At 60.3% G+C, this 25,181-nt stretch carries 21 protein-coding genes; 13 read left to right on the top strand and 8 right to left on the bottom strand.

What is annotated here, in order from left to right; all coding sequences use genetic code 11:
• Window positions 1-109: 109 nt before the first annotated feature.
• From betA to yccS, 8 genes are all read left to right on the top strand, one after another.
• Window positions 110-1,804: a choline dehydrogenase gene (gene betA / locus Q1W15_RS05415; protein WP_300724811.1), complete on the top strand. Its 1,695-nt coding sequence runs from the start codon at window positions 110-112 to the stop codon at window positions 1,802-1,804.
• Between the two features lie 232 nt (window positions 1,805-2,036).
• The gene (locus tag Q1W15_RS05410) at window positions 2,037-2,732 is read left to right on the top strand and encodes an RraA family protein (protein ID WP_300724809.1); all 696 of its coding nucleotides are present in this window, start codon (window positions 2,037-2,039) and stop codon (window positions 2,730-2,732) included.
• 121 nt (window positions 2,733-2,853) lie between these two features.
• Entirely contained in the window at window positions 2,854-4,296 is a 1,443-nt protein-coding gene (locus Q1W15_RS05405) for a TldD/PmbA family protein (RefSeq protein WP_300724807.1), read from the top strand.
• Window positions 4,296-5,633: a TldD/PmbA family protein gene (locus Q1W15_RS05400; protein WP_300724805.1), complete on the top strand. Its 1,338-nt coding sequence runs from the start codon at window positions 4,296-4,298 to the stop codon at window positions 5,631-5,633. Before Q1W15_RS05405 ends, Q1W15_RS05400 begins: the two co-directional genes overlap by 1 nt.
• A gap of 89 nt (window positions 5,634-5,722) precedes the next feature.
• The gene (mdtD, locus tag Q1W15_RS05395) at window positions 5,723-7,153 is read left to right on the top strand and encodes a multidrug transporter subunit MdtD (RefSeq protein ID WP_300724803.1); all 1,431 of its coding nucleotides are present in this window, start codon (window positions 5,723-5,725) and stop codon (window positions 7,151-7,153) included.
• A 164-nt stretch (window positions 7,154-7,317) separates the two neighbouring features.
• Window positions 7,318-8,703, top strand: a complete 1,386-nt coding sequence (dbpA, locus tag Q1W15_RS05390) for an ATP-dependent RNA helicase DbpA (RefSeq protein WP_300724801.1) — start codon at window positions 7,318-7,320, stop codon at window positions 8,701-8,703.
• Between the two features lie 124 nt (window positions 8,704-8,827).
• Window positions 8,828-10,006, top strand: a complete 1,179-nt coding sequence (locus Q1W15_RS05385; RefSeq protein ID WP_300724799.1) for an NAD(P)/FAD-dependent oxidoreductase — start codon at window positions 8,828-8,830, stop codon at window positions 10,004-10,006.
• 211 nt (window positions 10,007-10,217) lie between these two features.
• A complete protein-coding gene (yccS, locus tag Q1W15_RS05380) occupies window positions 10,218-12,392 on the top strand; it encodes a YccS family putative transporter (protein ID WP_300724797.1) in 2,175 nt (724 codons plus the stop codon).
• Window positions 12,393-12,401: 9 nt separating this feature from the next.
• Here yccS and Q1W15_RS05375 read toward each other — a convergent pair whose 3' ends face one another.
• Both Q1W15_RS05375 and Q1W15_RS05370 read right to left on the bottom strand, forming a co-directional pair.
• Window positions 12,402-12,698: a winged helix-turn-helix domain-containing protein gene (locus Q1W15_RS05375; RefSeq protein ID WP_300724796.1), complete on the bottom strand. Its 297-nt coding sequence runs from the start codon at window positions 12,696-12,698 to the stop codon at window positions 12,402-12,404.
• The gene (locus Q1W15_RS05370; RefSeq protein WP_300724794.1) at window positions 12,685-13,227 is read right to left on the bottom strand and encodes a YgjP-like metallopeptidase domain-containing protein; all 543 of its coding nucleotides are present in this window, start codon (window positions 13,225-13,227) and stop codon (window positions 12,685-12,687) included. The genes Q1W15_RS05375 and Q1W15_RS05370 overlap by 14 nt, the downstream gene beginning before the upstream one ends.
• A 226-nt stretch (window positions 13,228-13,453) precedes the next feature.
• Here Q1W15_RS05370 and Q1W15_RS05365 point away from each other — a divergent pair, with 226 nt between their 5' ends.
• Window positions 13,454-13,831: a hypothetical protein gene (locus Q1W15_RS05365; RefSeq protein WP_300724792.1), complete on the top strand. Its 378-nt coding sequence runs from the start codon at window positions 13,454-13,456 to the stop codon at window positions 13,829-13,831.
• Window positions 13,832-13,883: 52 nt separating this feature from the next.
• Here the strand turns inward: Q1W15_RS05365 and fba are convergent, their stop codons facing one another.
• From fba to tkt, 5 genes are all read right to left on the bottom strand, one after another.
• On the bottom strand, window positions 13,884-14,948 hold the full coding sequence (gene fba / locus Q1W15_RS05360; protein ID WP_300724790.1) for a class II fructose-bisphosphate aldolase: 1,065 nt from the start codon (window positions 14,946-14,948) through the stop codon (window positions 13,884-13,886).
• Window positions 14,949-15,173: 225 nt separating this feature from the next.
• Window positions 15,174-15,392, bottom strand: coding sequence for a hypothetical protein (locus Q1W15_RS05355; RefSeq protein WP_300724788.1), 219 nt, complete (start codon window positions 15,390-15,392; stop codon window positions 15,174-15,176).
• Window positions 15,393-15,424: 32 nt separating this feature from the next.
• Window positions 15,425-16,588 carry a phosphoglycerate kinase gene (locus tag Q1W15_RS05350; RefSeq protein WP_300724786.1) on the bottom strand — a complete coding sequence of 388 codons (1,164 nt, stop codon included), beginning with the start codon at window positions 16,586-16,588 and terminating at the stop codon, window positions 15,425-15,427.
• 26 nt (window positions 16,589-16,614) lie between these two features.
• Entirely contained in the window at window positions 16,615-17,670 is a 1,056-nt protein-coding gene (epd, locus tag Q1W15_RS05345; protein ID WP_300724783.1) for an erythrose-4-phosphate dehydrogenase, read from the bottom strand.
• 95 nt (window positions 17,671-17,765) lie between these two features.
• Window positions 17,766-19,763, bottom strand: coding sequence for a transketolase (tkt, locus tag Q1W15_RS05340; protein ID WP_300724781.1), 1,998 nt, complete (start codon window positions 19,761-19,763; stop codon window positions 17,766-17,768).
• Between the two features lie 261 nt (window positions 19,764-20,024).
• Here tkt and Q1W15_RS05335 point away from each other — a divergent pair, with 261 nt between their 5' ends.
• The 4 genes from Q1W15_RS05335 (at window position 20,025) to Q1W15_RS05320 (ending at window position 24,645) form a co-directional block, all read left to right on the top strand.
• On the top strand, window positions 20,025-21,020 hold the full coding sequence (locus Q1W15_RS05335; protein WP_300724779.1) for a metalloregulator ArsR/SmtB family transcription factor: 996 nt from the start codon (window positions 20,025-20,027) through the stop codon (window positions 21,018-21,020).
• 19 nt (window positions 21,021-21,039) lie between these two features.
• On the top strand, window positions 21,040-22,230 hold the full coding sequence (metK, locus tag Q1W15_RS05330) for a methionine adenosyltransferase (RefSeq protein WP_300724777.1): 1,191 nt from the start codon (window positions 21,040-21,042) through the stop codon (window positions 22,228-22,230).
• A 288-nt stretch (window positions 22,231-22,518) separates the two neighbouring features.
• Window positions 22,519-24,180, top strand: a complete 1,662-nt coding sequence (gene ligB, locus Q1W15_RS05325) for an NAD-dependent DNA ligase LigB (protein WP_300724775.1) — start codon at window positions 22,519-22,521, stop codon at window positions 24,178-24,180.
• Between the two features lie 69 nt (window positions 24,181-24,249).
• The gene (locus Q1W15_RS05320; protein ID WP_300724773.1) at window positions 24,250-24,645 is read left to right on the top strand and encodes a DUF1090 domain-containing protein; all 396 of its coding nucleotides are present in this window, start codon (window positions 24,250-24,252) and stop codon (window positions 24,643-24,645) included.
• Between the two features lie 58 nt (window positions 24,646-24,703).
• Here Q1W15_RS05320 and Q1W15_RS05315 read toward each other — a convergent pair whose 3' ends face one another.
• Entirely contained in the window at window positions 24,704-25,153 is a 450-nt protein-coding gene (locus Q1W15_RS05315; RefSeq protein WP_300725008.1) for a cytochrome c, read from the bottom strand.
• Window positions 25,154-25,181: the final 28 nt, after the last annotated feature.

Genomic DNA, 25,181 nt, shown 5'->3' with positions numbered 1-25,181 from the left:
GATACGTAAGACCTGTAGGAGCGAGCTATTTAAAGCTCAACAGATCGCGAGCCAGCTCGCTCCTACAGGGTTCAAGTGCTCTGACCCATTGATAAAGAGGGTGCATTTTATGTCCCAAGAATTCGACTACATCATCATAGGGGCCGGTTCTGCCGGTAACACCCTGGCGGCCCGTCTGACTGAAGACCCAGGCGTCACCGTGCTGCTGCTTGAAGCCGGCGGCCCGGATTATCGGTTCGATTTCCGTACCCAGATGCCTGCGGCGCTGGCGTTCCCGCTGCAAGGCCGCCGTTACAACTGGGCCTTCGAGACCGACCCTGAGCCGCACATGGACAACCGTCGCATGGAATGTGGCCGGGGCAAGGGCCTGGGCGGTTCGTCGCTGATCAACGGCATGTGCTACATCCGCGGCAACGCAATGGACTATGACGGCTGGGCGAAAAATCCGGGGCTGGAAGACTGGTCGTACCTGGATTGCCTGCCGTATTTCCGCAAGGCCGAAACCCGCGACATCGGCCCCAACGATTACCACGGTGGCGATGGCCCGGTCAGTGTGACCACGCCCAAAGCGGGCAATAACGTGCTGTTCCACGCCATGGTTGAAGCCGGTGTACAGGCGGGTTACCCGCGCACCGACGACTTGAACGGCTACCAGCAGGAAGGCTTCGGCCCGATGGACCGCACCGTGACGCCGAACGGCCGTCGCGCCAGCACCGCACGCGGTTACCTGGACACGGCCAAGCAGCGCTCGACCCTGACCATCGTCACCCACGCCCTGACCGACAAGATTGTGTTCGAAGGCAAACGTGCGGTCGGCGTGCATTACATGACCGGCGACAACCATGTGCGCATTGAGGCCAAGGCGCGTAAGGAAGTGTTGCTGTGCAGCGGTGCCATCGGCTCGCCTGGCGTGCTGCAACGCTCCGGCGTAGGTCCCGCCGAGTTGCTGAACAGCCTCGAAATTCCCGTGGTGCATGACCTGCCGGGCGTTGGCCAGAACCTGCAGGACCATCTGGAACTGTACCTGCAATACGCGTGCACCCAGCCCGTGTCGCTGTACCCCTCGCTGCTGTGGTGGAACCAGCCGGCCATTGGTGCCGAGTGGCTGTTCCTGGGCAAAGGCATCGGGGCCAGCAACCAGTTCGAAGCCGGGGGCTTTATCCGTACCCGCGAACACTTCGAATGGCCGAACATTCAATACCACTTCCTGCCGGTCGCGATTAACTACAACGGCAGCAATGGCGTCAAAGAGCATGGCTTCCAGGCGCACATGGGCTCCATGCGTTCCCACAGCCGGGGCCGGGTCAATGTGACGTCCAGAGACCCCCGCGTGTACCCCAGCATTTTGTTCAACTACATGTCGGACGAGCAGGACTGGCAGGAGTTTCGCGACGGCATCCGCCTGACCCGCGAAATCATGCAGCAACCCGCGCTGGACCCGTACCGTGGTCGCGAAATCAGCCCAGGCATCGACAAGCAGACCGATGCAGAGCTGGACACCTTCATTCGTGAACACGCCGAGACCGCGTTCCACCCCTCCTGCTCGTGCAAGATGGGCACCGACGCCATGGCCGTGGTTGACGGCGAAGGCCGGGTGCATGGCCTGCAAGGGCTGCGCGTGGTGGATGCGTCGATCATGCCGCTGATCACCACCGGCAACCTGAACGCGCCGACCATCATGATTGCCGAGAAAATCGCCGACAAGATTCGCGGCCGTCAGCCGCTGCCGCGCAGCACGGCTGACTACTACGTGGCCGGTGATGCACCGGTGCGTGGCAAGCCGATGCGTGAGGTGCAGCCATAACCTGTCGTCGCTGACGCAGGCTGCGATAAGGGCCCAAGGAAACTCGTTCTGCAACAGGACGCCTCCTTCGGGCTCAATCGCAGCCTGTGGCAGTGGCCAGGCCTGCCGGCTCCTGGTTTCATCTGCTCCCGCTTGCCCCGGCCTCAACGCAGGCCTACTCTAGTGCCTCGCTTTATGCCACACCCCCCCGCCCCACCCGACATGCCAGCACCTGCCTGGCCAAGAGGTTTTCATGTTTGATGTCGTCTCTTCGAGCAAATGGCCTACCGGCTTTCTGATAAACCCAAACGCCGAACCTCTCGATCCAAAATGGCTGACCGAGTTCAGCAAGATCCCCGCTGCCGCCGTCAGCGACTGCCTGGGCCGTAACGTCGGCGGCCTGGGCCTCAAACCCTTCCACGGCAACCGCCCGATGCTGGGCAGCGCCTTGACCGTGCGGGTACGCCCGGGCGACAACCTGATGATCCTCAAAGCCATGCAAATGGCCCGCCCTGGCGATGTGCTGGTCATCGACGGCAGCGCCGACCTGACCCGCGCCGTGTTCGGCGGCATCATGCGTGCCATGGCCCTCAAGGCCGGGATTGTCGGTGTCGTCATCAACGGTGCCCTGCGCGACCTGGACGAATGGCAAACCGGTGAGCTGCCGGCCTACGCCATCGGTGGCGTTCATCGTGGGCCGAGCACCGACGGCGGCGGTGAAATCAACGTCCCCATCTCGTGCGCTGGCATGCTGGTGATGCCCGGCGACCTGATGATTGGCGACGGCGACGGCGTCGTGGCCGCTTCACGCACGGAACTGCCCGAGTTGCTCAAGCGCTGCCACGACCTGCTGGCCCGCGAACAAGCGACCCTCAAGGCTATCGAAGAAGGCACGCTGGACCCGGACCGTTTTGACGCCATTCTGCGCGCCAAGGGCTGCCCGGTTTAACCCGCCGCCTGACCTGTAGGAGCAAGCTCGCTCGCGATCTTTTAATCTTTTTTAAAGATCGCGAGCCATAGAGCGTCAACCGACTGCACCTACCGGCTCTCTATTTTTCGGAGGTCTGTGCATGTTCGATTTTTACCCTCAGCTCAAACAGCGCTTTGCCGCGTTGCGCACACAGGCTGAGTTCTTTTCCCTGCGCTATGTGCGCGAGTCCGGCCAGTACCTGTCGGTGCGCAAGAACGTCGCAGAGCCTCCGTATTTCAATCACGACCAGGGGGCCATGCTGACCGTGCGGGTCAGGGGCGTGGAAGCCTACGCCGCCACTAACGACCTGTCGCAAAGCGGTTTGCAGGCCGCGCTGGAACGCGCCGAAGCCCAAGCCCGGCTCATCGCGGCCCATGCCCTGCTGGACCTGAGCCATGAGCCGGTGTCCAGCGCCCGGGACGATTACTGCTCACCCGACCTCGACCAGGCCTTCCCCTCGCTCAGCGCGTGTTTTGAACAGCTGGGTGCAGAATCCGCCGCCGTCCCCAAAGACGAGCGGTTGGTGAGCTGGGACGTGTCGCTGGGCCTCACGCACGTTGAGCAGATTTACCTCAACAGTGCCGGGGCCGAGTTGCGTCAGGCCCAGCGCTTTGTTTACCCGGGCATGAGCGTGACCGCCTATGACGGCCAGGACAGCCAGACCCGCAGCCTGGGCCGCGAGAATTTTGGCCAGCAGGGCGGTGCCGATGTGATCGGCCGTTGTGGCTTGATCGGCGCGGCCCCCACCGTTGCCGACCAAGCGCTGCAACTGCTGCTGGCCCCCAACACGCCGCAGGGCAAGCGCGACCTGCTGCTGATGCCCGACCAGATGATTTTGCAAATTCACGAATCCATCGGCCACCCGCTGGAGCTGGACCGCATTCTGGGCGACGAGCGCAACTACGCGGGCACCAGCTTCGTCAAAACCCATGATTTCGGCCATTTGCAATACGGCTCGAATCTGCTCAACGTGACCTTCGACCCCAGCATTCCCGAGCAATTGGCCAGTTACCGCCATGACGACGACGGCACCCCGGCGCACAAGGCCTTTTTGATCCGCGAAGGCCTGCTGTTGCGCCCGCTGGGCGGGGCGTTGTCGCAGTTCCGCTCAGGCCTTGAAGGCGTGGCCAACAGCCGCGCCTGCAGCTGGAACCGCCCGCCGATTGACCGCATGGCCAACCTCAATATTGAGCCGGGCGACCAATCGATGGCGCAACTGATTGGCGGTATTGAGCACGGCGTGCTGATGGCCACCAACCGTTCGTGGTCCATTGACGATGCGCGCAACAAGTTCCAGTTCGGTTGCGAATGGGGCCAGTTGATTGAAAACGGTGAGCTGAAGGGCGTGGTGAAAAACCCCAACTACCGAGGCATCTCCGAGCAGTTCTGGCGCAGCCTCAGCGCCGTGGGCGATGCGAGTACGTTCAAAGTCCTGGGCACGCCGAACTGCGGCAAGGGCGAACCCAATCAAGTGATCCGCGTAGGCCATGCGTCGCCTGCGTGCGTATTCAGTCAAATTGACGTGTTTGGAGGCGATGCCTGATGGCGACTGCATTGAGTCAGGCCGAGCAGTTTGAAGCACTGGTGCAATGGCTGCGCCAGGCGGTCACGGCTTCGGAGCAATTCACGCTGGGCTACAACGCTGAAGCGTCGGAATTTATTCGCTTCAATAAAGGCAAAGTACGCCAGGCGGGCGGTGTGCAGCAGGCCAGCCTGAGCCTGAAGCTGATCGACAACGGCCGCCATGGGGATGTGCGCATGACCCTGGCCGGCGAGCCGGCGGTCGATCAACAGCGTTTGGCCAATGCCCTGCAACAACTGCGCGATACCTTGCCGCTGCTACCGGCCGACCCCTATTTGCTGCTCAACCCCGAGCCGTGGCACAACCATACCGTGCAGGCGTCGCCGCTGCCGGGCACCGCTCAGGTGCTGGACGAGATCCACCGCGCCGCCCAAGGCGTGGATCTGGTGGGCTTCTACGCCAGCGGGCCGATCAGCTATGGTTATGCCAGCTCAGCGGGCGCATCGGGCTGGCACCAGGCCAACAGTTTCAACTTCGACTGGAGCCTGTTCCACCCCAACGGGCAGGCCGTTAAAGCCAGCTTTGCCGGCGCGCACTGGGACAGCGAGCGGTTCGCCCAACGCATGCAACAGGCCCGCGAACAATTGGCCTTTCTGGACCGCCCGTTAAAGGCCCTGGCACCTGGCGAATACCGCGCCTACCTGGCCCCGGCCGCGCTGGAAGAAGTCATGAGCATGCTGTGTTGGGGCGGTTTCTCGGCGCAAGCGCTGGCCAGCAAATCCAGTCCGCTGCAAAAACTGTATGCCGGAGACGCCCACCTGAGCCCGTTGGTGTCGCTGGAGGAACAGGTCAGCCAGTCCCTGAGCCCGGCGTTTTCCGGGGAAGGCTACCCGCGTCAGGACGTGCCGCTGGTGAAGCACGGCCAGGCCGACCAACAATTGGTCGGCTCGCGTAGCGCCGCCGAATACGGCCTGCTCGTGAACGGCGCGCCGTGGGGCGAATCGCCCAGCGCATTGGCGATGGCTCCGGGTACGCTGGCGCAGGCCGATATTCTCAAACAGCTAGGCACCGGGTTGTACATCAGCAACCTGTGGTACTTGAACTACTCGGACCAGCCCGCCGCACGCCTGACCGGCATGACCCGCTTCGCCACGTTCTGGGTGGAAGACGGTGAAATCAAGGCACCGGTGAACACCATGCGCTTTGATGACAGCGTCTATAGTTTGCTGGGTTCGCAACTGGAAGCCCTGACGGTAGAACGCGAACTGTTGCTGTCGGCCAGCACCTACGACCAGCGCCAGACCGCGTCCAATCTGTTACCTGGAGCGCTGGTCAATAAACTTACGCTCACCTTGTGAATACGCTGTAGGCGCGAGCTTCCAAAGATCAAAAGATCGCGAGCAAGCTCGCTCCTACAGGGTGGGATGAACAATTAGAAAGAGGTCTTATGCCCGTACGCCCGGTTCTCAGTCCTGAAACCCTCAAGTGGTTGCCTTGGGTCGTGGCCATCGCGTTTTTCATGCAGTCACTCGATGGCACGATTCTCAACACGGCCTTGCCTGACATGGCGCGCGACCTGGATGAAAACCCGCTGCGCATGCAGGGCGTCATCGTCGCCTACATGCTCACCGTGGCCTTGCTGATACCGGCCTCAGGCTGGATCGCGGACCGCTTCGGCACCAAGAAAATCTTTTTCAGCGCCATTTTGCTGTTCAGCTTCGGCTCGCTGCTGTGCGCGCTGTCCGGCACCTTGAACCAGTTGATCGGTGCGCGCGTCATTCAGGGCCTGGGCGGTGCCCTGATGCTGCCGGTCGGGCGGTTGGTGGTGCTCAAGGCCTACCCGCGCTCGGAACTGGTGCGCATCATGGGCTTCATCACGATCCCCGGCCTGCTTGGCCCGCTGATCGGCCCCACCATGGGCGGCTGGATGGTGCAGTACCTGAGTTGGCACTGGATCTTTTTGATCAACCTGCCGGTGGGCATGCTCGGCTGCTGGGCGGTGTGGCACTTTATTCCCGACCTGCGGGGCAACGAACGCACACGCTTTGACGGCCTGGGTTTTGTGCTGTTTGGCGCGGCCATGGTGTTTATCACCATTGCGATGGAAGGCCTGGGTGAAATGCACATGCCGCACCTGCGCGTGATGCTGTTGCTGTTTGCCGGCATGGCGTGCCTGGCGGCGTATTGGTTACGGGCGGGGAATATCGCCAACCCGCTGTTTTCACCGACATTGTTCAAGACCAAGACCTTTGCCGTGGGCATTCTGGGCAACCTGTTTGCCCGCCTCGGCAGCGGGGCCTTGCCGTTTCTGGTGCCCTTGCTGCTGCAAGTAGCGCTGGGGTATTCGCCCTCACAGGCCGGGATGAGCATGCTGCCACTGGCCGCCGCTGCCATGCTGGCCAAGTGGGGCGCACGGCCGCTGATCGAGCGCCTGGGCTATCGCACCGTCCTCACGACCAACACCTTCGCGCTGGGCCTGATGCTGGCCAGCATGGGGCTGGTGACCGAGCACACACCTTACCCGCTGCTGCTCGGGATGCTGGCCATACTCGGCGCAATCAACTCGCTGCAATTTACGGCGATGAACACCGTCACCCTGATCGACCTGGACGACGCCAGCGCCAGCAGCGGCAACAGCCTGTTGTCAGTGGTGGCGCAGTTGTCACTGAGCCTTGGCGTGGCCTGTGCCGGAGCCCTGTTGGGCGGCTTTACGGGTGACGGCGGCAGCGAGGGCGTTGACTCCGTGTTAGGGGCGTTCCAGTTGACGTTCTTGACGGTGGGCATTCTGGCCATGCTGGCGGCGGCGATTTTCCTGCAACTGTCGCCCCAGGACGGCCGCAAACCCAAAGCCAACTCAGAGCATGAACTGGATCACTGACCAGCCTTTGTTGGAGCGAGCGTTTAAAGATCAAAAGATCGCGAGCAAGCTCGCCCCTGCAGGTCAGTGAAGTGGAGGCTTCAAGTGACTTCTCGTCCAGAATCTTCAGGCAAGTGGCACGGGGCTGGTACACTGCGCAACATTTTGTTTTGCAGGCCCGTCCCGTGACCACCATTGCCACCGCTTTTAATACTCTGCCCCTGTCCGCCGCCATGCTGGCTAACCTCGACTCTCTCGGTTATGCCCAGATGACGCCGATTCAGGCGCAGAGCTTGCCGGTGATCCTCAAAGGCATGGACCTGATCGCTCAGGCCAAGACCGGCAGCGGCAAAACCGCCGCCTTCGGCATCGGCCTGCTGAACCCGATCAACCCGCGCTATTTCGGCTGCCAGGCCTTGGTCATTTGCCCAACCCGTGAACTGGCTGACCAGGTGGCCAAGGAAATTCGCCGCCTGGCCCGCGCCGAAGACAACATCAAAGTGCTGACCCTGTGCGGCGGCGTGTCGTTCGGCCCGCAAATCGGTTCGCTGGAACACGGCGCGCACATCATCGTGGGCACGCCGGGGCGTATCCAACAGCACTTGCGCAAAGGCTCGCTGGTACTCGACGGCCTGAACACCCTGGTGCTGGACGAAGCTGACCGCATGTTGGACATGGGCTTTTACGACGCCATCGAAGACATCATTGTGCAAACCCCGGCACGCCGCCAAACCCTGCTGTTCTCGGCCACTTACCCGGCGGGCATCAAGCAGCTGTCGTCCAAGTTCATGCGCGACCCGCAGCAGGTCAAGGCTGAAGCCCTGCACACGGACAGCCAGATTGAGCAGCGCTTCTACGAGATCTCGCCTGAAGAACGCATGAGCGCCGTGACCAAGGTGCTGGGCCACTTCCGCCCACAATCGTGCGTGGCGTTCTGCTTCACCAAGCAGCAAGTTCAGGAAACCGTCGATCACCTGACCTCCAAAGGCATTTCGGCCGTCGGCCTGCATGGCGACCTGGAACAGCGCGACCGTGATCAGGTGCTGGCGATGTTTGCCAACCGTTCGACCTCCGTGCTGGTCGCCACCGACGTCGCCGCTCGGGGCCTGGACATCGACGCGCTGGACATGGTGATCAACGTCGAGTTGGCCCGTGACTCCGAAATTCACATTCACCGCGTGGGCCGTACCGGCCGTGCCGGTGAAAAAGGCATCGCCATCAGCCTGGTGGCTCCGTCTGAAGCGCACCGCGCCCAGGCCATCGAGCAGTTGCAAAAGGCCCCGCTGAACTGGGAAAACCTCGACACCCTGACCTCCCAGGGCGGCGCACCTTTGCTGCCGTCCATGAGCACCCTGGTCATCGGCGCAGGCCGCAAAGACAAAGTGCGCCCGGGCGACATTCTGGGTGCCCTGACCGGCGACGCGGGCATCCCGGGGGCACAGGTTGGCAAGATCGCAATCTTTGACTTCCAGGCTTACGTGGCTGTTGACCGCACCATCGCCAAACAAGCCGCTCAGCGCTTGAGCGAAGGCAAAATCAAAGGCCGTTCGCTGCGCGTTCGAGTGCTGTAATTCCCCCCCCTGTAGGAGCGAGCTTGCTCGCGATCTTTGCTTTTAAACAATCAAAAGATCGCGAGCAATCGAGCATAGACCGGCTGCTCCTACAGAGTTCCCCGCCGTTTTTGAGGACACCGCTTTGCGTACCACCGACGTTGTGATTATTGGCGCTGGCGCCGCAGGTTTAATGTGCGCGCTGACCGCCGCCGCTCGCGGGCGCAAGGTGATGCTGATTGACCACGCCAACAAGGCGGGCAAGAAAATCCTGATGTCGGGCGGCGGCCGCTGCAACTTCACCAATATGTACACCGAACCCAATCATTTCCTGTCGCAAAACCCGCATTTCTGCAAATCGGCACTGGCGCGCTACACCCAGTGGGACTTTATCGCGATGGTCGCCAAGCATGGCGTGCCGTATCACGAGAAGAAACTCGGCCAATTGTTTTGCGATAACAAATCCAGCGACATTCTGGAAATGCTCCTCGATGAGTGCAAACAGGCGGGCGTGAGCCTGCACCTGGACACCTCGATTGAGCAGATCGAGAAAACGGACACCGGCTACAGCCTCAATACCACCCTGGATCAACTGAACTGCCAGTCGCTGGTCATTGCCACGGGCGGGCTGTCGATTCCAACGCTGGGAGCCACAGGTTTTGGTTATCAAGTCGCCAAACAGTTCGGCCATACCGTGTTGCCAACCCGTGCGGGCCTGGTGCCATTCACCATCACCGACCAGCTTAAAGCGATCTGCACCGAGCTGTCGGGCACCTCGGTGGATTGCCTGGTGAGCTGCAACGACCAGAGCTTTCGCGAAAACATACTGTTCACTCACCGCGGCCTGAGCGGCCCGGCGATTTTGCAGATTTCGTCGTTCTGGCACCCCGGCGATCCGGTTGAAATCAACCTGCTGCCCGACCTCGATGCGTTGAGCTGGTTGCAGACCCAACAGGCCGAGCGCCCGAACAGCGAGCTGAAAACCTTGCTCGGTGAAATTTTCACCAAAAAAATGGCCAACCTGCTGGCCGAACACTGGTTTGTGTCCAAGCCCATGAAGCAGTACACGCCGGGCGAACTGACCGACGTGGCCAACAAACTGGCCAGCTGGACACTGGTGCCCGCCGGCACGGAAGGCTACCGCACCGCCGAAGTCACCCTGGGCGGCGTGGACACACGTGAAGTGTCGTCCAAAACCCTGGAATCACTGAAAAGCCCTGGGCTGTACTTCATCGGCGAAGTGCTGGATGTCAGCGGCCATTTGGGCGGTTTCAACTTCCAGTGGGCATGGGCGTCGGGGTATGCGGCAGCGCAGTTTGTTTGACACGCCCCTGTAGTCGCTGCCGCAGGCTGCGATCGAGCGCGCAGCGGTCGCGCTTTTGCAAAAACGAAGGGCCTTCGGCCCTTATCGCAGCCTGCGGCAGCGACTACAGAGCCTGCACTAAAAATATTTTCTGTTCGATGTGAACAGTGCCATTGCACTAGCGTCTTATCTGGCTCAATTTAGCGAATCACGAGCCAGGCACCGTCACTTCATGTCATCGAAAAGCTTCAGCCAATCACTGCGCCGTTTGTGGGCACGGGACAAGTTCAGTTACAGCGTTCGTGTGTTTATCGCACTGACCGGCAGCATGGCTTTTTGCTTGTACCAGGACGAAATGTCGCTGCTGATTCCGCTGTTTCTGGGGATTATCGCCAGCGCCCTGGCTGAAACCGATGACAGTTGGCAGGGCCGCCTCAACGCGCTGCTGGTGACGCTGGTGTGCTTCAGCGCTTCGGCGTTCAGTGTCGAATTGCTCTTCCCCTACCCGCTGTTAATGGTGTGCGCGCTAGCGCTGGCCAGCTTCGGCCTGACCATGCTCGGGGCGCTGGGCGAACGTTACGGGGCAATCGCTTCCGCCACGCTGATTGTGGCCGTGTACACCATGATCGGGGTCGATCAACGGGGGGGCGAGATCCTCGATTTCTGGCATGAACCCCTGTTATTGGTCGCGGGCGCGGCCTGGTATGGGCTGTTGTCGGTGTTGTGGCAAGCCCTGTTTTCCAATCAACCGGTGCAACAAAGCCTGGCGCGCCTGTTTTGGGAATTGGGCCTGTACCTCAAGATCAAATCCTCGCTGTTTGAACCCATCCGCAAACTGGATGTGGAAGCCGGCCGCCTCGAACTGGCGCAGCAAAACGGCAAGGTGGTAGCGGCCCTGAACAGTGCCAAAGAGATCATCCTGCACCGGGTCGGCAACTCGCGACCGGGCTCCAAGCTCAGCCGCTACTTGAAACTGTACTTTCTGGCGCAGGACATCCACGAGCGCGCCAGTTCTTCGCACTACCCCTATAACGCGCTGGCCGAGGCGTTTTTCCACAGCGATGTGATGTTTCGCTGCCAACGCTTGCTGCGTCAGCAGGGCGTGGCCTGCCAGCGGTTATCGGACTCGATCAAACTGCGCCAGCCGTTCGTCTACGACGACGGTTTTGCCGAAGCATTAAACGACCTGCACGCCTCGCTCGAACACTTGCGCATCCAGAGCAACCCGGCCTGGCGCGGGCTGCTGCGGTCGCTGCGGGCATTGGCCGCCAACCTCGGCACGCTCGACCGCTTGCTCAGCGATGCCAGCAACCCCGACAGCCTGGCTGATGCCACCGACAGCAGCCTATTGGACCGCTCGCCGCGCAACCTCAAAGATGTATGGTCGCGCTTGCGCCAGCATCTCACGCCAACGTCGCTGATCTTCCGACATGCCTTGCGCTTGCCGCTGGCCCTGAGCATCGGTTTCGGCATGGTGCACTGGATTCACCCCAGCCAGGGCTACTGGATCATTCTCACCACCCTGTTCGTCTGCCAGCCGAGCTACGGGGCCACGCGACGCAAGTTCAGCCAGCGAATCATCGGCACGGCCATTGGCCTGGCCGTGGGCTGGGCGCTGTTCGACCTGTTCCCCAACGCGTTGGTGCAGTCCCTTTTTGCGGTCGTGGCGGGCGTGGTGTTCTTTATCAACCGCACCACGCGCTACACCCTGAGCACGGCGGCCATCACGCTGATGATCCTGTTCTGCTTCAATCAGGTGGGCGATGGTTACGGGCTGTTTCTGCCACGGCTGTTCGATACGCTGGTGGGCAGTGTGATTGCGGCGGCAGCCGTATTCCTGTTCTTGCCAGACTGGCAAGGCCGCCGTTTGAACCAGGTACTGGCCAACACCCTGAGCTGTAACAGCCAATACCTGCGCAAAATCATGCAGCAATACGCACAAGGCAAAAGCGACGACCTGGCTTACCGGCTGGCCCGACGCAACGCCCACAACGCCGACGCGGCCCTGTCGACCACCTTGGCCAATATGCTGATGGAACCGGGGCACTTCCGTAAGGATGCCGACATGGGCTTCCGCTTTTTGGTGCTGTCGCACACCTTGCTCAACTATTTATCCGGGCTGGGCGCGCATCGGGACACGCAATTACCCAACGACGTACGCGAACAGTTGATCGAAGGGGCGGGGCAGCGTATCGCCAACAGCATCGATCAGATTGCCCAAGGGCTGGCCAGCAAACAGCCCGTCGCCGTGCAAAGCGACGAGGAAGAAGCGCTGGCGATCGAACTTGAACACATGCCCGATGAAATCGACGAGAGCCAGCGCCTGGTGCAAACCCAACTGGCGCTGATTTGCCGCCAACTGGGGCCGCTACGCACCTTGGCCGCGCACTTGATCAAAACGCCGTAACACGCCCCCTCAAGGGTAACCCAGCACCTGCTTGATCTGCGCCAGGTGCTGGCCCACCCAGGTTTTATCCACCGGGCCCCAACTGTGGATTCGGTAGTGCCCGGCGTGGTTGCGGGCACCCTCCTGCTGCTCGAACTCACACACAATGTCCAGGTCCGCCAACGCCGCGAGGGTGTCCTGGGCCGTGCGGCGCGGCATACCCGTCACTTCGGTCAGCGCCGGTACGCTGCTGGCAACCTGGCTGTCGATCAACCAGGCCACATACAAGCGCCGGTAAAAACTGCTTTTGGTTTTACTGACTTCCATCCAGAACTCCCTTTACGTCGTGCGCCAATGAAGTGCGGGCATTAAGATCACGCCAGGTCAGGTATACCCGCAGGTCAAACTCCAGCTGGTGATAACCCGGCAGCATGTGTTCGCACAGTTTATAAAATGCCTTGTTGTGGTCGGACTCTTTGAGATGCGCCAGCTCGTGTACCACGATCATCTGCAAAAACTCAGGGGCCGCGTCTTTGAACAGTGATGCCACACGCAGCTCTTTCTTGGCCTTGAGTTTGCTGCCTTGCACCCGCGAAATCGTGGTGTGCAGGCCCAGCGCACGGTGGGTCAGGTCAAGTCGGTTATCAAACAGCACTTTGTCGAACGACGGCGCATTGCGCAGGTATTCCTGCTTGAGCTCCAACGCGTAGGCATACAAGGCCTTGTCACTTTGCACCGCGTGACGCTGTGGGTAACGGTCGCTCAGGTAGGCCCCCAACTGATCGCGCTCGATCAAGTGACGCACCTGATCCTGCAACGTCTGGGGATAAGCCTGAAGGTATTTGAGAGCAGTCATGGGCCGTTAACGCACCGCGCAAAAGGCGTCAGTGTAGCGAATTCAGCGGACGGCCGGTCGAGCAATGATTAGCCGCGGAAAAGTCAGATTTTTCCATTCGTAAATGCAGGACGCCTCCGAGAAAGTGGGATAGCCCCCCGCAAACCTTGCGACGTTTAAAGTGACGGGGCTATCTTCATCAGTCGCCGCGAGGCCTGGCTCTCATGATGATCTGCGTGGAAAACACATGAAAAAGACGACGCCCGACGATCCTCGGCCAGCCCGAACCCAACGTGACGACCACCAATACGATGAAACCACCCGACGCCTGCTCGATGAACTGCACGCCTCGGCTCCACCTGACCTCAACACCCTCAAGCCAACCTGCGGCCATGCCGTTGGCCCACACTCGCCGTTCGCCGTGCAGCCCGATGTTCGTGCGCTGGACGCGCTGCTACACATCTCGATGATGCTCAAGAGTGCCGAAGAGGTATCAGACGAAATTACAGAGCAGGCCAGCGGCATAGAACGCGGGCTGGTGTGGTCACTGGTGCACTCGGTCGAAATGGCCCGATCACTGGTGGATGCGCTGCTCGAGGGCAACGGAATTGAACCGCAGGCTTAGCGGCAAGCCGAAGAGTCGCGTTTAGCTTGCCGCTTGCCGCTATTTTCCAGTCTTAGTTGACCTTGGCGTTCAGCTCACCTTTGAGGTAACGCTGGTACATGGCTTCCAGAGAGATCGGCTTGATCTTCGAAGCATTGCCGGCAGTACCAAAGGCTTCGTAACGCGCGATGCACACGTCACGCATGGCAGTCACGGTGGCACCGAAGAATTTGCGCGGATCAAACTCGCTTGGGTGGGTGGCCATCAAGCGACGCATGGCACCGGTGGAAGCCAGACGCAGGTCAGTGTCGATGTTGACCTTGCGCACGCCGTGCTTGATGCCTTCAACAATTTCTTCAACCGGCACACCGTAGGTTTCTTTGATGTCACCGCCGAACTCGTTGATGATCGCCAGCCACTCTTGAGGCACCGACGACGAACCGTGCATGACCAAATGCGTGTTCGGGATGCGCTTGTGGATCTCTTTGATACGGTCGATCGCCAACACGTCGCCGGTAGGCGGCTTGGTGAACTTGTACGCGCCGTGGGAAGTACCGATGGCAATTGCCAGGGCATCCACTTGAGTGCGCTTGACGAAGTCAGCCGCTTCTTCCGGGTCGGTCAGCATTTGACTGTGATCCAGAACGCCTTCAGCGCCGATGCCGTCTTCTTCGCCAGCCATACCGGTTTCCAGGGAACCCAGGCAGCCCAGCTCGCCTTCAACCGACACACCGCAAGCGTGCGCCAAAGCAACGGTTTGCTGAGTGACACGAACGTTGTAGTCGTAGTCGGTAGGGGTTTTGCCGTCTTCGCCCAGGGAGCCGTCCATCATCACCGAGCTGAAACCCAGTTGGATGGAGCGCTGGCAGACGTCAGGGCTGGTGCCGTGGTCCTGGTGCATACACACCGGGATATGCGGGAACTCTTCGATGGCCGCCAGAATCAGGTGACGCAGGAAAGGTGCCCCTGCGTACTTGCGCGCACCGGCCGACGCCTGAACGATCACCGGGGAGTCAGTCTTGTCAGCGGCTTCCATGATGGCGCGCATCTGCTCAAGGTTGTTGACGTTGAAAGCTGGAACGCCGTAGCCGAATTCGGCGGCGTGGTCCAGCATCTGGCGCATGCTGATAAGTGCCATTGTATGTGTCTCTCCCGGACGAGGGTCGTTAATCGTGCAAGCCTGCCGGAGCGGCGGCTGCTATTCAAGTTTTTGCAGATCGGGGGTTTGCCCCGATGCTAGGAATTCGATAAAGCTGAAACGTTACAGCTCCAGCTCTAGCTTTACCGCTGTCTGTAGGAGCGAGCTTGCTCGCGATTTTTTAAAAGCTCGCGAGCAAGCTCGCTCCTACAGGTATTGCAAACGCTATGGGCACCCGCGCTCTTTGGAAGCCTCGGGTGATTCGTACTTTTCCAACGCTTCAGGCCCTGATCGTTTATTGACCAGCGGCACGCTTTGCGCCTGCCAGTCGGCCTGATAGCAACCACTCTCTTCAGGGGTTGCGGCTTCAGGCACTGGCGTATTCGAACCGGCGCAACCGGCCAAAAAGCCCGCAATCATCAACAGCGGTAACAACTTGACCATGTCCATGCTTCCTTTCAGGGCCCGCATCAGAGTCAGGCTTTGGCGCGGCTTTCCAGTACTTCAACGGCAGGCAATACCTTACCTTCGACGAATTCCAGGAAGGCACCACCACCGGTCGAGATGTAGGAGATTTTGTCTGCCACACCGTATTTATCGATCGCTGCCAGTGTGTCGCCACCCCCGGCAATCGAGAACGCAGCACTGTCCGCGATGGCCTGGGCCAACACTTGAGTGCCGTTACCAAACTGATCGAACTCAAACACGCCCACCGGGCCGTTCCACAGGATAGTCTTGGAAGATTTCAACAATTCGGCGAAATGGGCAGCCGTGTCTGGACCGATGTCCAGGATCATGTCGTCGTCGGCCACGTCGGCAATCCGCTTGACGGTCGCCACCGCGTCTTCAGCGAACGCCTTGGCCACGACTACATCCGTTGGCAAAGGCACATTGACCTTGGCGGCGATGGCACGCGCAGTGTCCAGCAGGTCCGGCTCGTACAGCGACTTGCCCACCGGGTGACCGGCAGCGGCCAGGAACGTGTTGGCAATGCCGCCGCCCACGATCAACAGGTCGCAGATCTGGCTCAGGCTGTTCAACACGTCGAGCTTGGTCGACACCTTGGAGCCCGCCACGATGGCTGCCATTGGCTTGGCCGGAGCACCCAGGGCCTTGCCCAATGCGTCGAGTTCAGCCGCCAGCAACGGGCCAGCCGCAGCGACCTTGGCGAACTTGGCTACGCCGTGGGTCGAGCCTTCAGCGCGGTGAGCTGTGCCGAACGCATCCATCACAAACACGTCGCACAAGGCGGCGTACTGCTTGGCCAGTTCGTCGGCGTTTTTCTTTTCGCCTTTGTTGAAGCGCACGTTTTCAAACAACACGATGTCGCCGGCTTTCACGTCGACGCCATTGAGGTAGTCGCTGACCAACGGCACTTCACGGCCCAGCGCCTTGCTCAGGTAATCGGCCACTGGCTTGAGGCTGTTTTCAGCCGAGAACTCGCCTTCAGTCGGACGGCCCAGGTGCGAACAGACCATGACCGCCGCGCCTTTTTCCAAGGCCAGCTTGATGGTCGGCAGCGAAGCCAGGATGCGCGCATCGCTGGTGACTGCACCGTCCTTGACGGGGACGTTGAGGTCTTCGCGGATCAGCACGCGCTTACCTTGCAGATCGAGGTCGGTCATCTTCAACACGGTCATGAGTCGCAGTTCCTGAGTGTCTAATGTTAGAGAGCGGTTTTAGGGTGAGTAACGTGCAAATAGTGCTCTGCCACATCGATCATTCGATTGGCAAAACCCCATTCGTTATCGAACCACGCCAGCAGGTTCACCAGCCGTGGGCCGGAAACGCGGGTCTGGCTGGCATCGACAATGGCCGAATGCGGGTCATGGTTGAAATCACAGCTCGCATGGGGCAGCTCGGTGTAAGCCAGCAAGCCTTTGAGCGGGCCGTGGGTGGCGGCCTCGCGCAACACGCGGTTGACTTCCACCGCGTCGGTGTCGCGCGCAGTCACCAGGGTGATGTCCAGGCATGACACGTTCAGCGTCGGCACCCGTACCGCTTTGGCCTGAATTCGGCCCGCCAGTTCCGGCAGCAAACGCTCAATGCCTTTCGCCAGCCCGGTGGACACCGGGATAACCGACTGGAACGCCGAGCGTGTACGACGAAGGTCTTCGTCATGGTAGGCATCAATCACCGGCTGATCGTTCATCGCTGAGTGGATCGTGGTGATCGACACATACTCCAGGCCAAAGGCCTGATCCAGCAAACGCAGCAAGGGTACGCCGCAGTTGGTGGTGCACGAGGCATTGGACACCAAGCGCTCGGCACCGGTCAGGCTGTGCTGGTTCACGCCATACACGATGGTGGCGTCGACATCGGCCTCGCTGGCCATCGGCTGCGAAAACAGCACGGCCGGGGCACCGGCGTTGAGAAAGCGCTGGCCATCAATGCGAGTGTTGTAAGCCCCGGAGCATTCCAGCACCAGGTCAATGCCCAGCGCGGCCCAGTCAATGCCTTCAGGGGTGGCACTGCGGAACACTTTCACGCAGTCGCCATTAATATGCAGGCAGTCGCCTTCGATTCGAATCTCGCCCGGAAACCGGCCGTGAGTGGAGTCGAAGCGCGTCAAATATTCGAGGCTGGCCATATCGGCCAAATCATTCAGTGCAACAATTTCAAACCCGGCTGCCGCCCCTCGCTCAAACAACGCACGCAAGACGCAACGACCAATGCGGCCGTAGCCGTTGAGTGCAACTTTGTAAGGACGCGGTTGAGGCATGGGGTGCTCTTATTGTTGGGTGACGCTAATACCATCGCGAGCAAGCACGCGCCTACAGAGCCTGTAGGGGCGCGCTTGCTCGCAAATTGGCGGTCTTAGTCTTCCAGCAGTTCTTCAGCCTGACCCAGGATGTTTTCCAGGGTGAAACCGAACTCTTCGAACAAGGCCGGCGCAGGGGCCGACTCGCCGTAGGTGGTCATGCCGATAACGCGGCCTTCCAGGCCCACGTACTTGTACCAGTAGTCGGCATGGGAAGCTTCGATGGCAATACGGGCGCTGACTTGCAGCGGCAGAACCGATTGCTTGTAGCCGGCGTCCTGAGCTTCATAAACGCTGGTGCAAGGCATGGAGACAACACGCACCTTGCGACCTTGCTCGGTCAGCTTTTCCCAAGCCTGAACGGTCAGGCCCACTTCGGAACCGGCCGAGATCAGGATCAGTTCAGGCTCGCCTGCACAGTCCTTGAGCACGTAACCACCGCGGTTGATGTCGGCAATTTGCGCGGCATCACGGGTTTGGTGGTTCAGGTTCTGACGCGAGAAGATCAACGCGGACGGGCCGTCATTGCGCTCCAGGGCGAATTTCCAGGCCGCTGCGGATTCCACCGCGTCAGCCGGGCGCCAGGTGTCCAGGTTCGGCGTGGTGCGCAGGCTGGTCAATTGCTCAACCGGCTGGTGCGTCGGGCCGTCTTCGCCCAGACCGATGGAGTCGTGAGTGAACACATAGATCACACGCTGCTTCATCAGGGCCGACATGCGGATGGCGTTGCGGGCGTATTCCATGAACATCAGGAACGTTGCGCCGTACGGAGCCAGACCGCCGTGCAGGGCAACGCCGTTCATGATGGCGCTCATGCCGAACTCACGCACACCGTAGTACACGTAGTTGCCGCTGGCATCTTCAGCTGAAACGCCTTTGCAGCCTTTCCACAGGGTCAGGTTGGAGCCGGCCAGGTCGGCCGAACCGCCCAACAGCTCAGGCAGCAACGGGCCAAAGGCGTTCAGGGTGTTCTGGCTGGCTTTACGGCTGGCGATGGTTTCGCCTTTGGCCGCCACTTCATTGATGTAGGCGGTGGCCTTGGCATCGAAGTCAGCAGGCAGTTTGCCGCTCAGGCGACGGGTCAGCTCAGCCGCCAGTTCCGGGAACTCGGCCGCGTAGGCCGCGAAGCGCTTGTCCCACTCGGACTCAACCGCAGCACCGGCTTGCTTGGCATCCCATTCGGCGTAGATATCTGCCGGGATTTCAAACGGGCCGTGGGTCCAGTTCAGCGCCGTGCGGGTCAGAGCGATTTCGTCGTTGCCCAGCGGAGCACCGTGGCAATCTTCTTTGCCCTGCTTGTTCGGCGAACCGAAACCGATCGTGGTTTTGCAGCAAATCAGCGTTGGTTTGTCGCTTTTGCGCGCAGTTTCGATGGCGATCTTGATTTCTTCCGGGTCGTGACCGTCAACATTACGGATCACTTGCCAGTTGTAAGCTTCGAAACGCTTCGGCGTGTCATCGGTGAACCAGCCTTCAACTTCACCATCAATCGAGATGCCGTTGTCGTCGTAGAGCGCGATCAGCTTGTTCAAGCCCAATGTGCCGGCCAACGAGCCAACTTCATGGGAAATGCCTTCCATCATGCAGCCATCACCCAGGAACACGTAGGTGTGGTGATCAACAATGGAGTGGCCAGGGCGGTTGAATTGCGCGCCCATGACTTTTTCAGCCAAGGCAAAACCGACCGCGTTGGCGAGCCCCTGACCCAGCGGGCCCGTGGTGGTTTCAACGCCCGGCGTGTAACCCAGTTCAGGGTGACCCGGGGTGCGGCTGTGCAATTGACGGAAGTTTTTCAGGTCGTCGATCGACAGGTCATAGCCGGTCAGGTGCAGCAACGAATAGATCAGCATCGAACCATGACCATTGGACAGCACGAAGCGGTCACGGTCAGCAAACGAAGGGTTGCTCGGGTTGTGCTTCAGGTAATCGCGCCACAGTACTTCGGCGATATCCGCCATACCCATAGGGGCACCGGGATGGCCGCTGTTGGCTTTTTGCACGGCATCCATGCTGAGTGCACGAATGGCGTTGGCACGCTCACGACGGCTGGGCATCGCTGTTCTCCTGGGTATTGAATAAATAAAACGAAACGGAAAAAAGGCGAGCATTTTCCCTCAGGCAACCCCTCGGGGCAATGACAGATAGTCAGTTGAGCCGTTTTTCCTGTGCTTAACCGTTCAATCGGCTGAGGAAATACCTCACAAGTCCGTCTATAGAGAGGGCAGCTTCCACAGCAGTGCCGGTTATCGATCAATATCAAAATGTTTTGATATTGATCTTGCGAGCAGCGGAACGGGTAACTAGACTGCGCCCCCATGAACTTACGCGTGCCTTCAATCCGCCATGACGATTGCGATGAGCTCTCCGCCTTGTGCAAGGCTGGGGGGGATCCGCTGCGACTCAATGTGCTGCGCGCGTTAGCCAACGATTCATTTGGTGTACTGGAACTGACGCAGATTTTCGCCACCGGCCAGTCAGGCATGAGCCATCACCTCAAGGTGTTGTCGCAAGCCGGCCTGGTGGCAACGCGACGCGAAGGCAATGCGATTTTTTATCGCCGGGCCCTGCCCCATACCGAACTACGGGGCGGCAAATTGCACGCCGCGATGCTGGACGAGGTGGATAACCTGACCTTGCCCGCCGAAGTGCAAGACCGCATCAGCACCGTACATGTACAACGCGCGGCGGCTAGCCAGGACTTTTTCCTGCGCATTGCCGAGAAGTTTCGAGCACAGCAAGACCTGATTGCAGGCTTGCCGCAATACCGGGACAGCGTTTTGGCGCTGCTCGACAAACTGAGTTTCGAGCCAACGGCCACGGCCGTGGAAGTCGGCCCCGGGGACGGCAGCTTTCTGCCAGAGCTGGCCCGTCGCTTTCATCATGTCACGGCGCTGGACAACAGCCCGGTCATGCTTGAACTGGCCCGCCAGCTGTGTGAACGCGGGTCACTGGACAACGTCAACCTGATCCTGGCTGACGCGTTACAGGATGCACCGATCCAGGCCGATTGCGTGGTGGTCAACATGGTGTTGCACCATTTCGCCGCGCCGGCTGAAGCACTCAGGCAACTGGCCACCTTGCTGCAACCTGGCGGTAGCCTGCTGGTAACAGAGTTGTGTAGCCATAACCAGGCGTGGGCACGCGAAGCGTGCGGCGACCTGTGGCTTGGTTTTGAACAAGATGATCTGGCCCGTTGGGCCACCGCTGCGGGACTCGTTCCCGGGGAAAGCCTCTATGTAGGCTTACGTAATGGTTTCCAGATTCAGGTCCGCCACTTTCAGCGGCCGGCTGGCGACACTCACCATCGGTAAATATTAGGAAACCGTCGAGATGAGCGAATACTCCCTTTTCACCTCCGAGTCCGTGTCTGAAGGGCATCCGGACAAAATCGCCGACCAGATTTCTGACGCGGTGCTGGACGCCATCATTGCTGAAGACAAGTTCGCCCGCGTGGCGTGCGAAACTCTGGTGAAAACCGGCGTAGCAATCATCGCAGGCGAAGTGACCACTTCGGCCTGGGTTGACCTGGAGCAGATCGTTCGTGACGTGATCACCGACATCGGCTACACCAGCTCCGACGTAGGCTTCGATGGCGCAACCTGCGGCGTGATGAACATCATCGGCAAGCAGTCCCCGGACATCAACCAGGGTGTAGACCGCGCCAAGCCAGAAGATCAGGGTGCCGGCGACCAGGGCCTGATGTTCGGCTATGCCAGCAACGAAACCGACGTGCTGATGCCTGCACCGATCACCTTCTCCCACCAACTGGTTCAGCGCCAGGCCGAAGCCCGTAAATCCGGCCTGCTGCCTTGGCTGCGTCCAGATGCCAAGTCTCAGGTGACGTGCCGTTACGAAGGCGGCAAAGTGGTCGCAATCGACGCCATCGTGCTGTCGACCCAGCACAATCCAGAAGTGTCCTACAAAGACCTGCGCGAAGGCGTGATGGAACTGATCGTCAAGCACGTGCTGCCGGCTGATCTGCTGCACAAAGACACCCAGTTCCACATCAACCCGACCGGCCAATTCATCATTGGCGGCCCGGTGGGTGACTGCGGCCTGACCGGCCGTAAGATCATCGTCGACACCTACGGCGGCATGGCCCGTCACGGCGGCGGCGCGTTCTCGGGTAAAGACCCGTCCAAAGTGGACCGTTCGGCCGCTTATGCCGGTCGTTATGTGGCCAAAAACATCGTCGCCGCCGGCTTGGCCGAGCGTTGCGAGATCCAGGTTTCCTACGCTATCGGCGTCGCTCAACCGACTTCGATTTCGTTGAACACCTTTGGCACTGGCAAAATCTCTGACGAGAAAATCATCAAGCTGGTACGTGACGTGTTCGACCTGCGTCCGTACGCCATCACCACCATGCTTGACCTGCTGCACCCGATGTACCAGGAAACCGCCGCTTACGGTCACTTCGGCCGCACGCCGCAGACCAAGACAGTGGGCGACGATACCTTCACCACGTTCACGTGGGAGCGTACCGACCGCGCTGAAGAACTGCGCGCTGCTGCCGGCTTGTAAGTAAGCCCCAAGCCCCGGACAGGCGACTGTCCGGGGCTTTTTTGTGGCTGCGTTTTGTGTAGGAGGGGCCCTTGGATCAAAAGCCAGATCAAAAGATCACGAGCAAGCTCGTTCCCACAAACTCTGCCATCCGTAGGAATAGCCGGTCGACGCTCGATTGCTCGCGATCTTTTAAACATCAAAACATCGCGAAGCCTGTGTACCCGAAATACCCGGCAACCCTCTGCCCTCCCGCGCTAAAAATCCCCCGCTAGCCTTAAGCATCCACCCCGAGCAAGGACGCTCACGATGCTGGCCAAAATACGAATGCTGTGCGGGCTATGGCTCGTCTCGCTGACCTTCCACAGTCACGCCGCCTGCCCCCCTTTCGCGGAATACTCGGCGTTGCAACACCAGCTAAATACCTGGGACGACCACTATCACCGGCAGGGCCTTTCACTGGTCAGCGACGCCACCTACGACCAAGCGCGCGCACGCTTTGAACAGTGGCACCGCTGCTTTCCCGAAGCGCCTGTGGATAACCCGTTGCACACGGCAAGCGGCCCTCTCGCCCACCCCATCGCCCAGACCGGGCTGGACAAGCTGCCTGATGAACACGCCGTGAACGCCTGGCTCAAAGGTCGCCTGGGTGTCTGGGTACAGCCCAAAGTGGACGGCGTGGCGGTCACGCTGGTCTACCGGCAAGGGCAGTTGCAACAGGTCATCAGCCGGGGCGACGGGCAAACCGGGCAGGACTGGAGCCATGCGGCGCGCAGCGTCAGTGCCATTCCCCGGCAACTGGCGCAGCCTGTCGATGCGGTGTTGCAGGGCGAATTGTATGAACGCCTGCCCGGCCATATACAAGCCACGGCGGGCAGCTTGAATGCACGCAGTACCGTCGCCGGATTGATGGCACGCCACGCGTTGAACCCCGAGCAGGGCACCGGCATCGGCCTGTTTGTATGGGACTGGCCCGACGGGCCACCCTCCCAGGCCGAGCGCCTGCAACAGTTGGCCGCGCTGGGGTTCACTGACAGCCTGCTGTACAGCCAGCCTATCGAGCACTTTGACCACGCCAGGCATTGGCGCGAACAATGGTTTAACAACCCGCTGCCGTTCGCCAGTGACGGGGTAGTGCTGCGCCAAAGCCAGCGGCCTGACGCGCGGCGCTGGCAGGCAAAGCCACCCCACTGGGCAGCCGCATGGAAATACCCGCACGCCCAGGCGCGGAGTGAAGTACGCAAGGTCACGTTCGCTATCGGGCGCACCGGGCGCATCACGCCTATGCTCACGCTAAAACCCGTGCGCCTGGATGACCGTCAGATCAAACATATCAGCGTGGGCTCGCTGCGACGCTGGCAAGCCTTGGACATTCGCCCGGGCGATCACGTTGCCATCAGCCTGGCCGGCATGACCATTCCCCGGCTCGACCACGTGGTGCAGCGCACCTCAGCGCGCATTGAAGTGACGGTGCCCAACCCCGATAACTTCCATGCCCTGAGTTGCTGGCAACCGACGGCCGGGTGCGAGAGCCAGTTCCTGGCGCGTTTGAACTGGCTGAGCGCCAAGAAAGGCCTCGCTATGCCATTTGTGGGCCCCGGCACTTGGCGCACGCTGGTTCAGAGCGGACGACTTCACAACCTGGTCGATTGGTTAACCCTGGACGCCGCGCAGCTTGCTAACATTAACGGCTTGGGCGAACGCAGCATCGGCCGTTTGCTCAAGAGTTTTCAAGGCGTACGGCAACAACCGTTCGAACGCTGGGTCAAGGCCATCGGCCTGCCACCCACCGGTGACGCGCCATTGGGGCAGTCATGGCAAGCGCTGGTCGCCCGTGACACCCTGGCCTGGCAAGCGTACCCAGGCATAGGCACACAGCGAGCGGCGCAATTAACCGCTTTTTTGCATGATCCAAACGTACAAGCTTTAAGTGATTCATTACGCGCGGCCAACATAGACGGCTTTGACTAGACGCCGCGAAGCCCGCAGCATTGCCTTTTTAAAGCGTGATCATTTTCATCTTTTGTCATGGAGCCTTTTATGAAACTTTTTTCACCGCTCGCCCTTTTCACTGTCTGCGGCCTGCTGGCCGCCCCGCTGATGGCAGCGGACAAAACGCCAGAACTCACAGGCTGCGCTGCCAAAAAGCAGGCCATCAGCCTGCAGCTTGAGCAAGCTCGCGCCCACGGCAACAGCAACCAGGTCGCGGGCCTGGAGAAAGCCCTGAGCGAAGTGACTGAGCACTGCACAGACGCTGGCCTGAAGAAAGAGCGCGAAAACAAGGTGCTGGATGCCAAGCACGATGTCAGCAAACGCCAGGCCGACCTGGACAAGGCCATGAAGAAAGGCGATCCCGACAAAATCAACAAACGTAAGGAAAAACTGGCCGAGTCGCGCAAAGAACTGCAAGAAGCGCTGGACCAGTTAGACCAATAACGCATTAACGGCAGGAGCGGCCGGTCGATGCCCGATTGCTCCCGCAAAGCCCTCGGCCTCAGTGATTTCTGAATGCTTTGTGGCACGCACTGCACGTGTCTTCGACTTTCTGCACCGCTGGCATGAGGTTGCTGGCTTTGTAGGGCTGTAGCTGGCTGACGTTCACCAGCTCGCCGGTCGCCGCTTCAAGCTGACGGGCCAGTTCCTGAAAATGCGCCTGCTTTTGCCACACCTCATCGGTGGCGTTGGTCTGATCAGACTCTTTGACCTGCGGGAAGTGCTTCCAGGGTTCATGAGACAGCGCATCGAGTTTGACCGCCCCCTCGGTAAAACGTGGGCCGTCGAACGCAATACGCCCGCGCAGCATGCCGCCCAGGTCTTCACTGGTCTTGAGCATTTGCTTGAAAATAGCTTTACGCTGGCCCAGCGGCGAATCAGGATCGACCCCGCCACACGCCGCCAGTGTCAGGCAGGCCAGGAATACAACTGTCAGTCGTTTAAACATCAGGGTGGCTTCACATCACACAAATCGGCCG

The sequence above is a fragment of the Pseudomonas sp. genome (assembly GCF_030150285.1).
GTDB lineage: Bacteria > Pseudomonadota > Gammaproteobacteria > Pseudomonadales > Pseudomonadaceae > Aquipseudomonas.
Note: the sequence above shows the minus strand (reverse complement) of the source record. Positions and strands in the feature narration are given on the sequence as shown.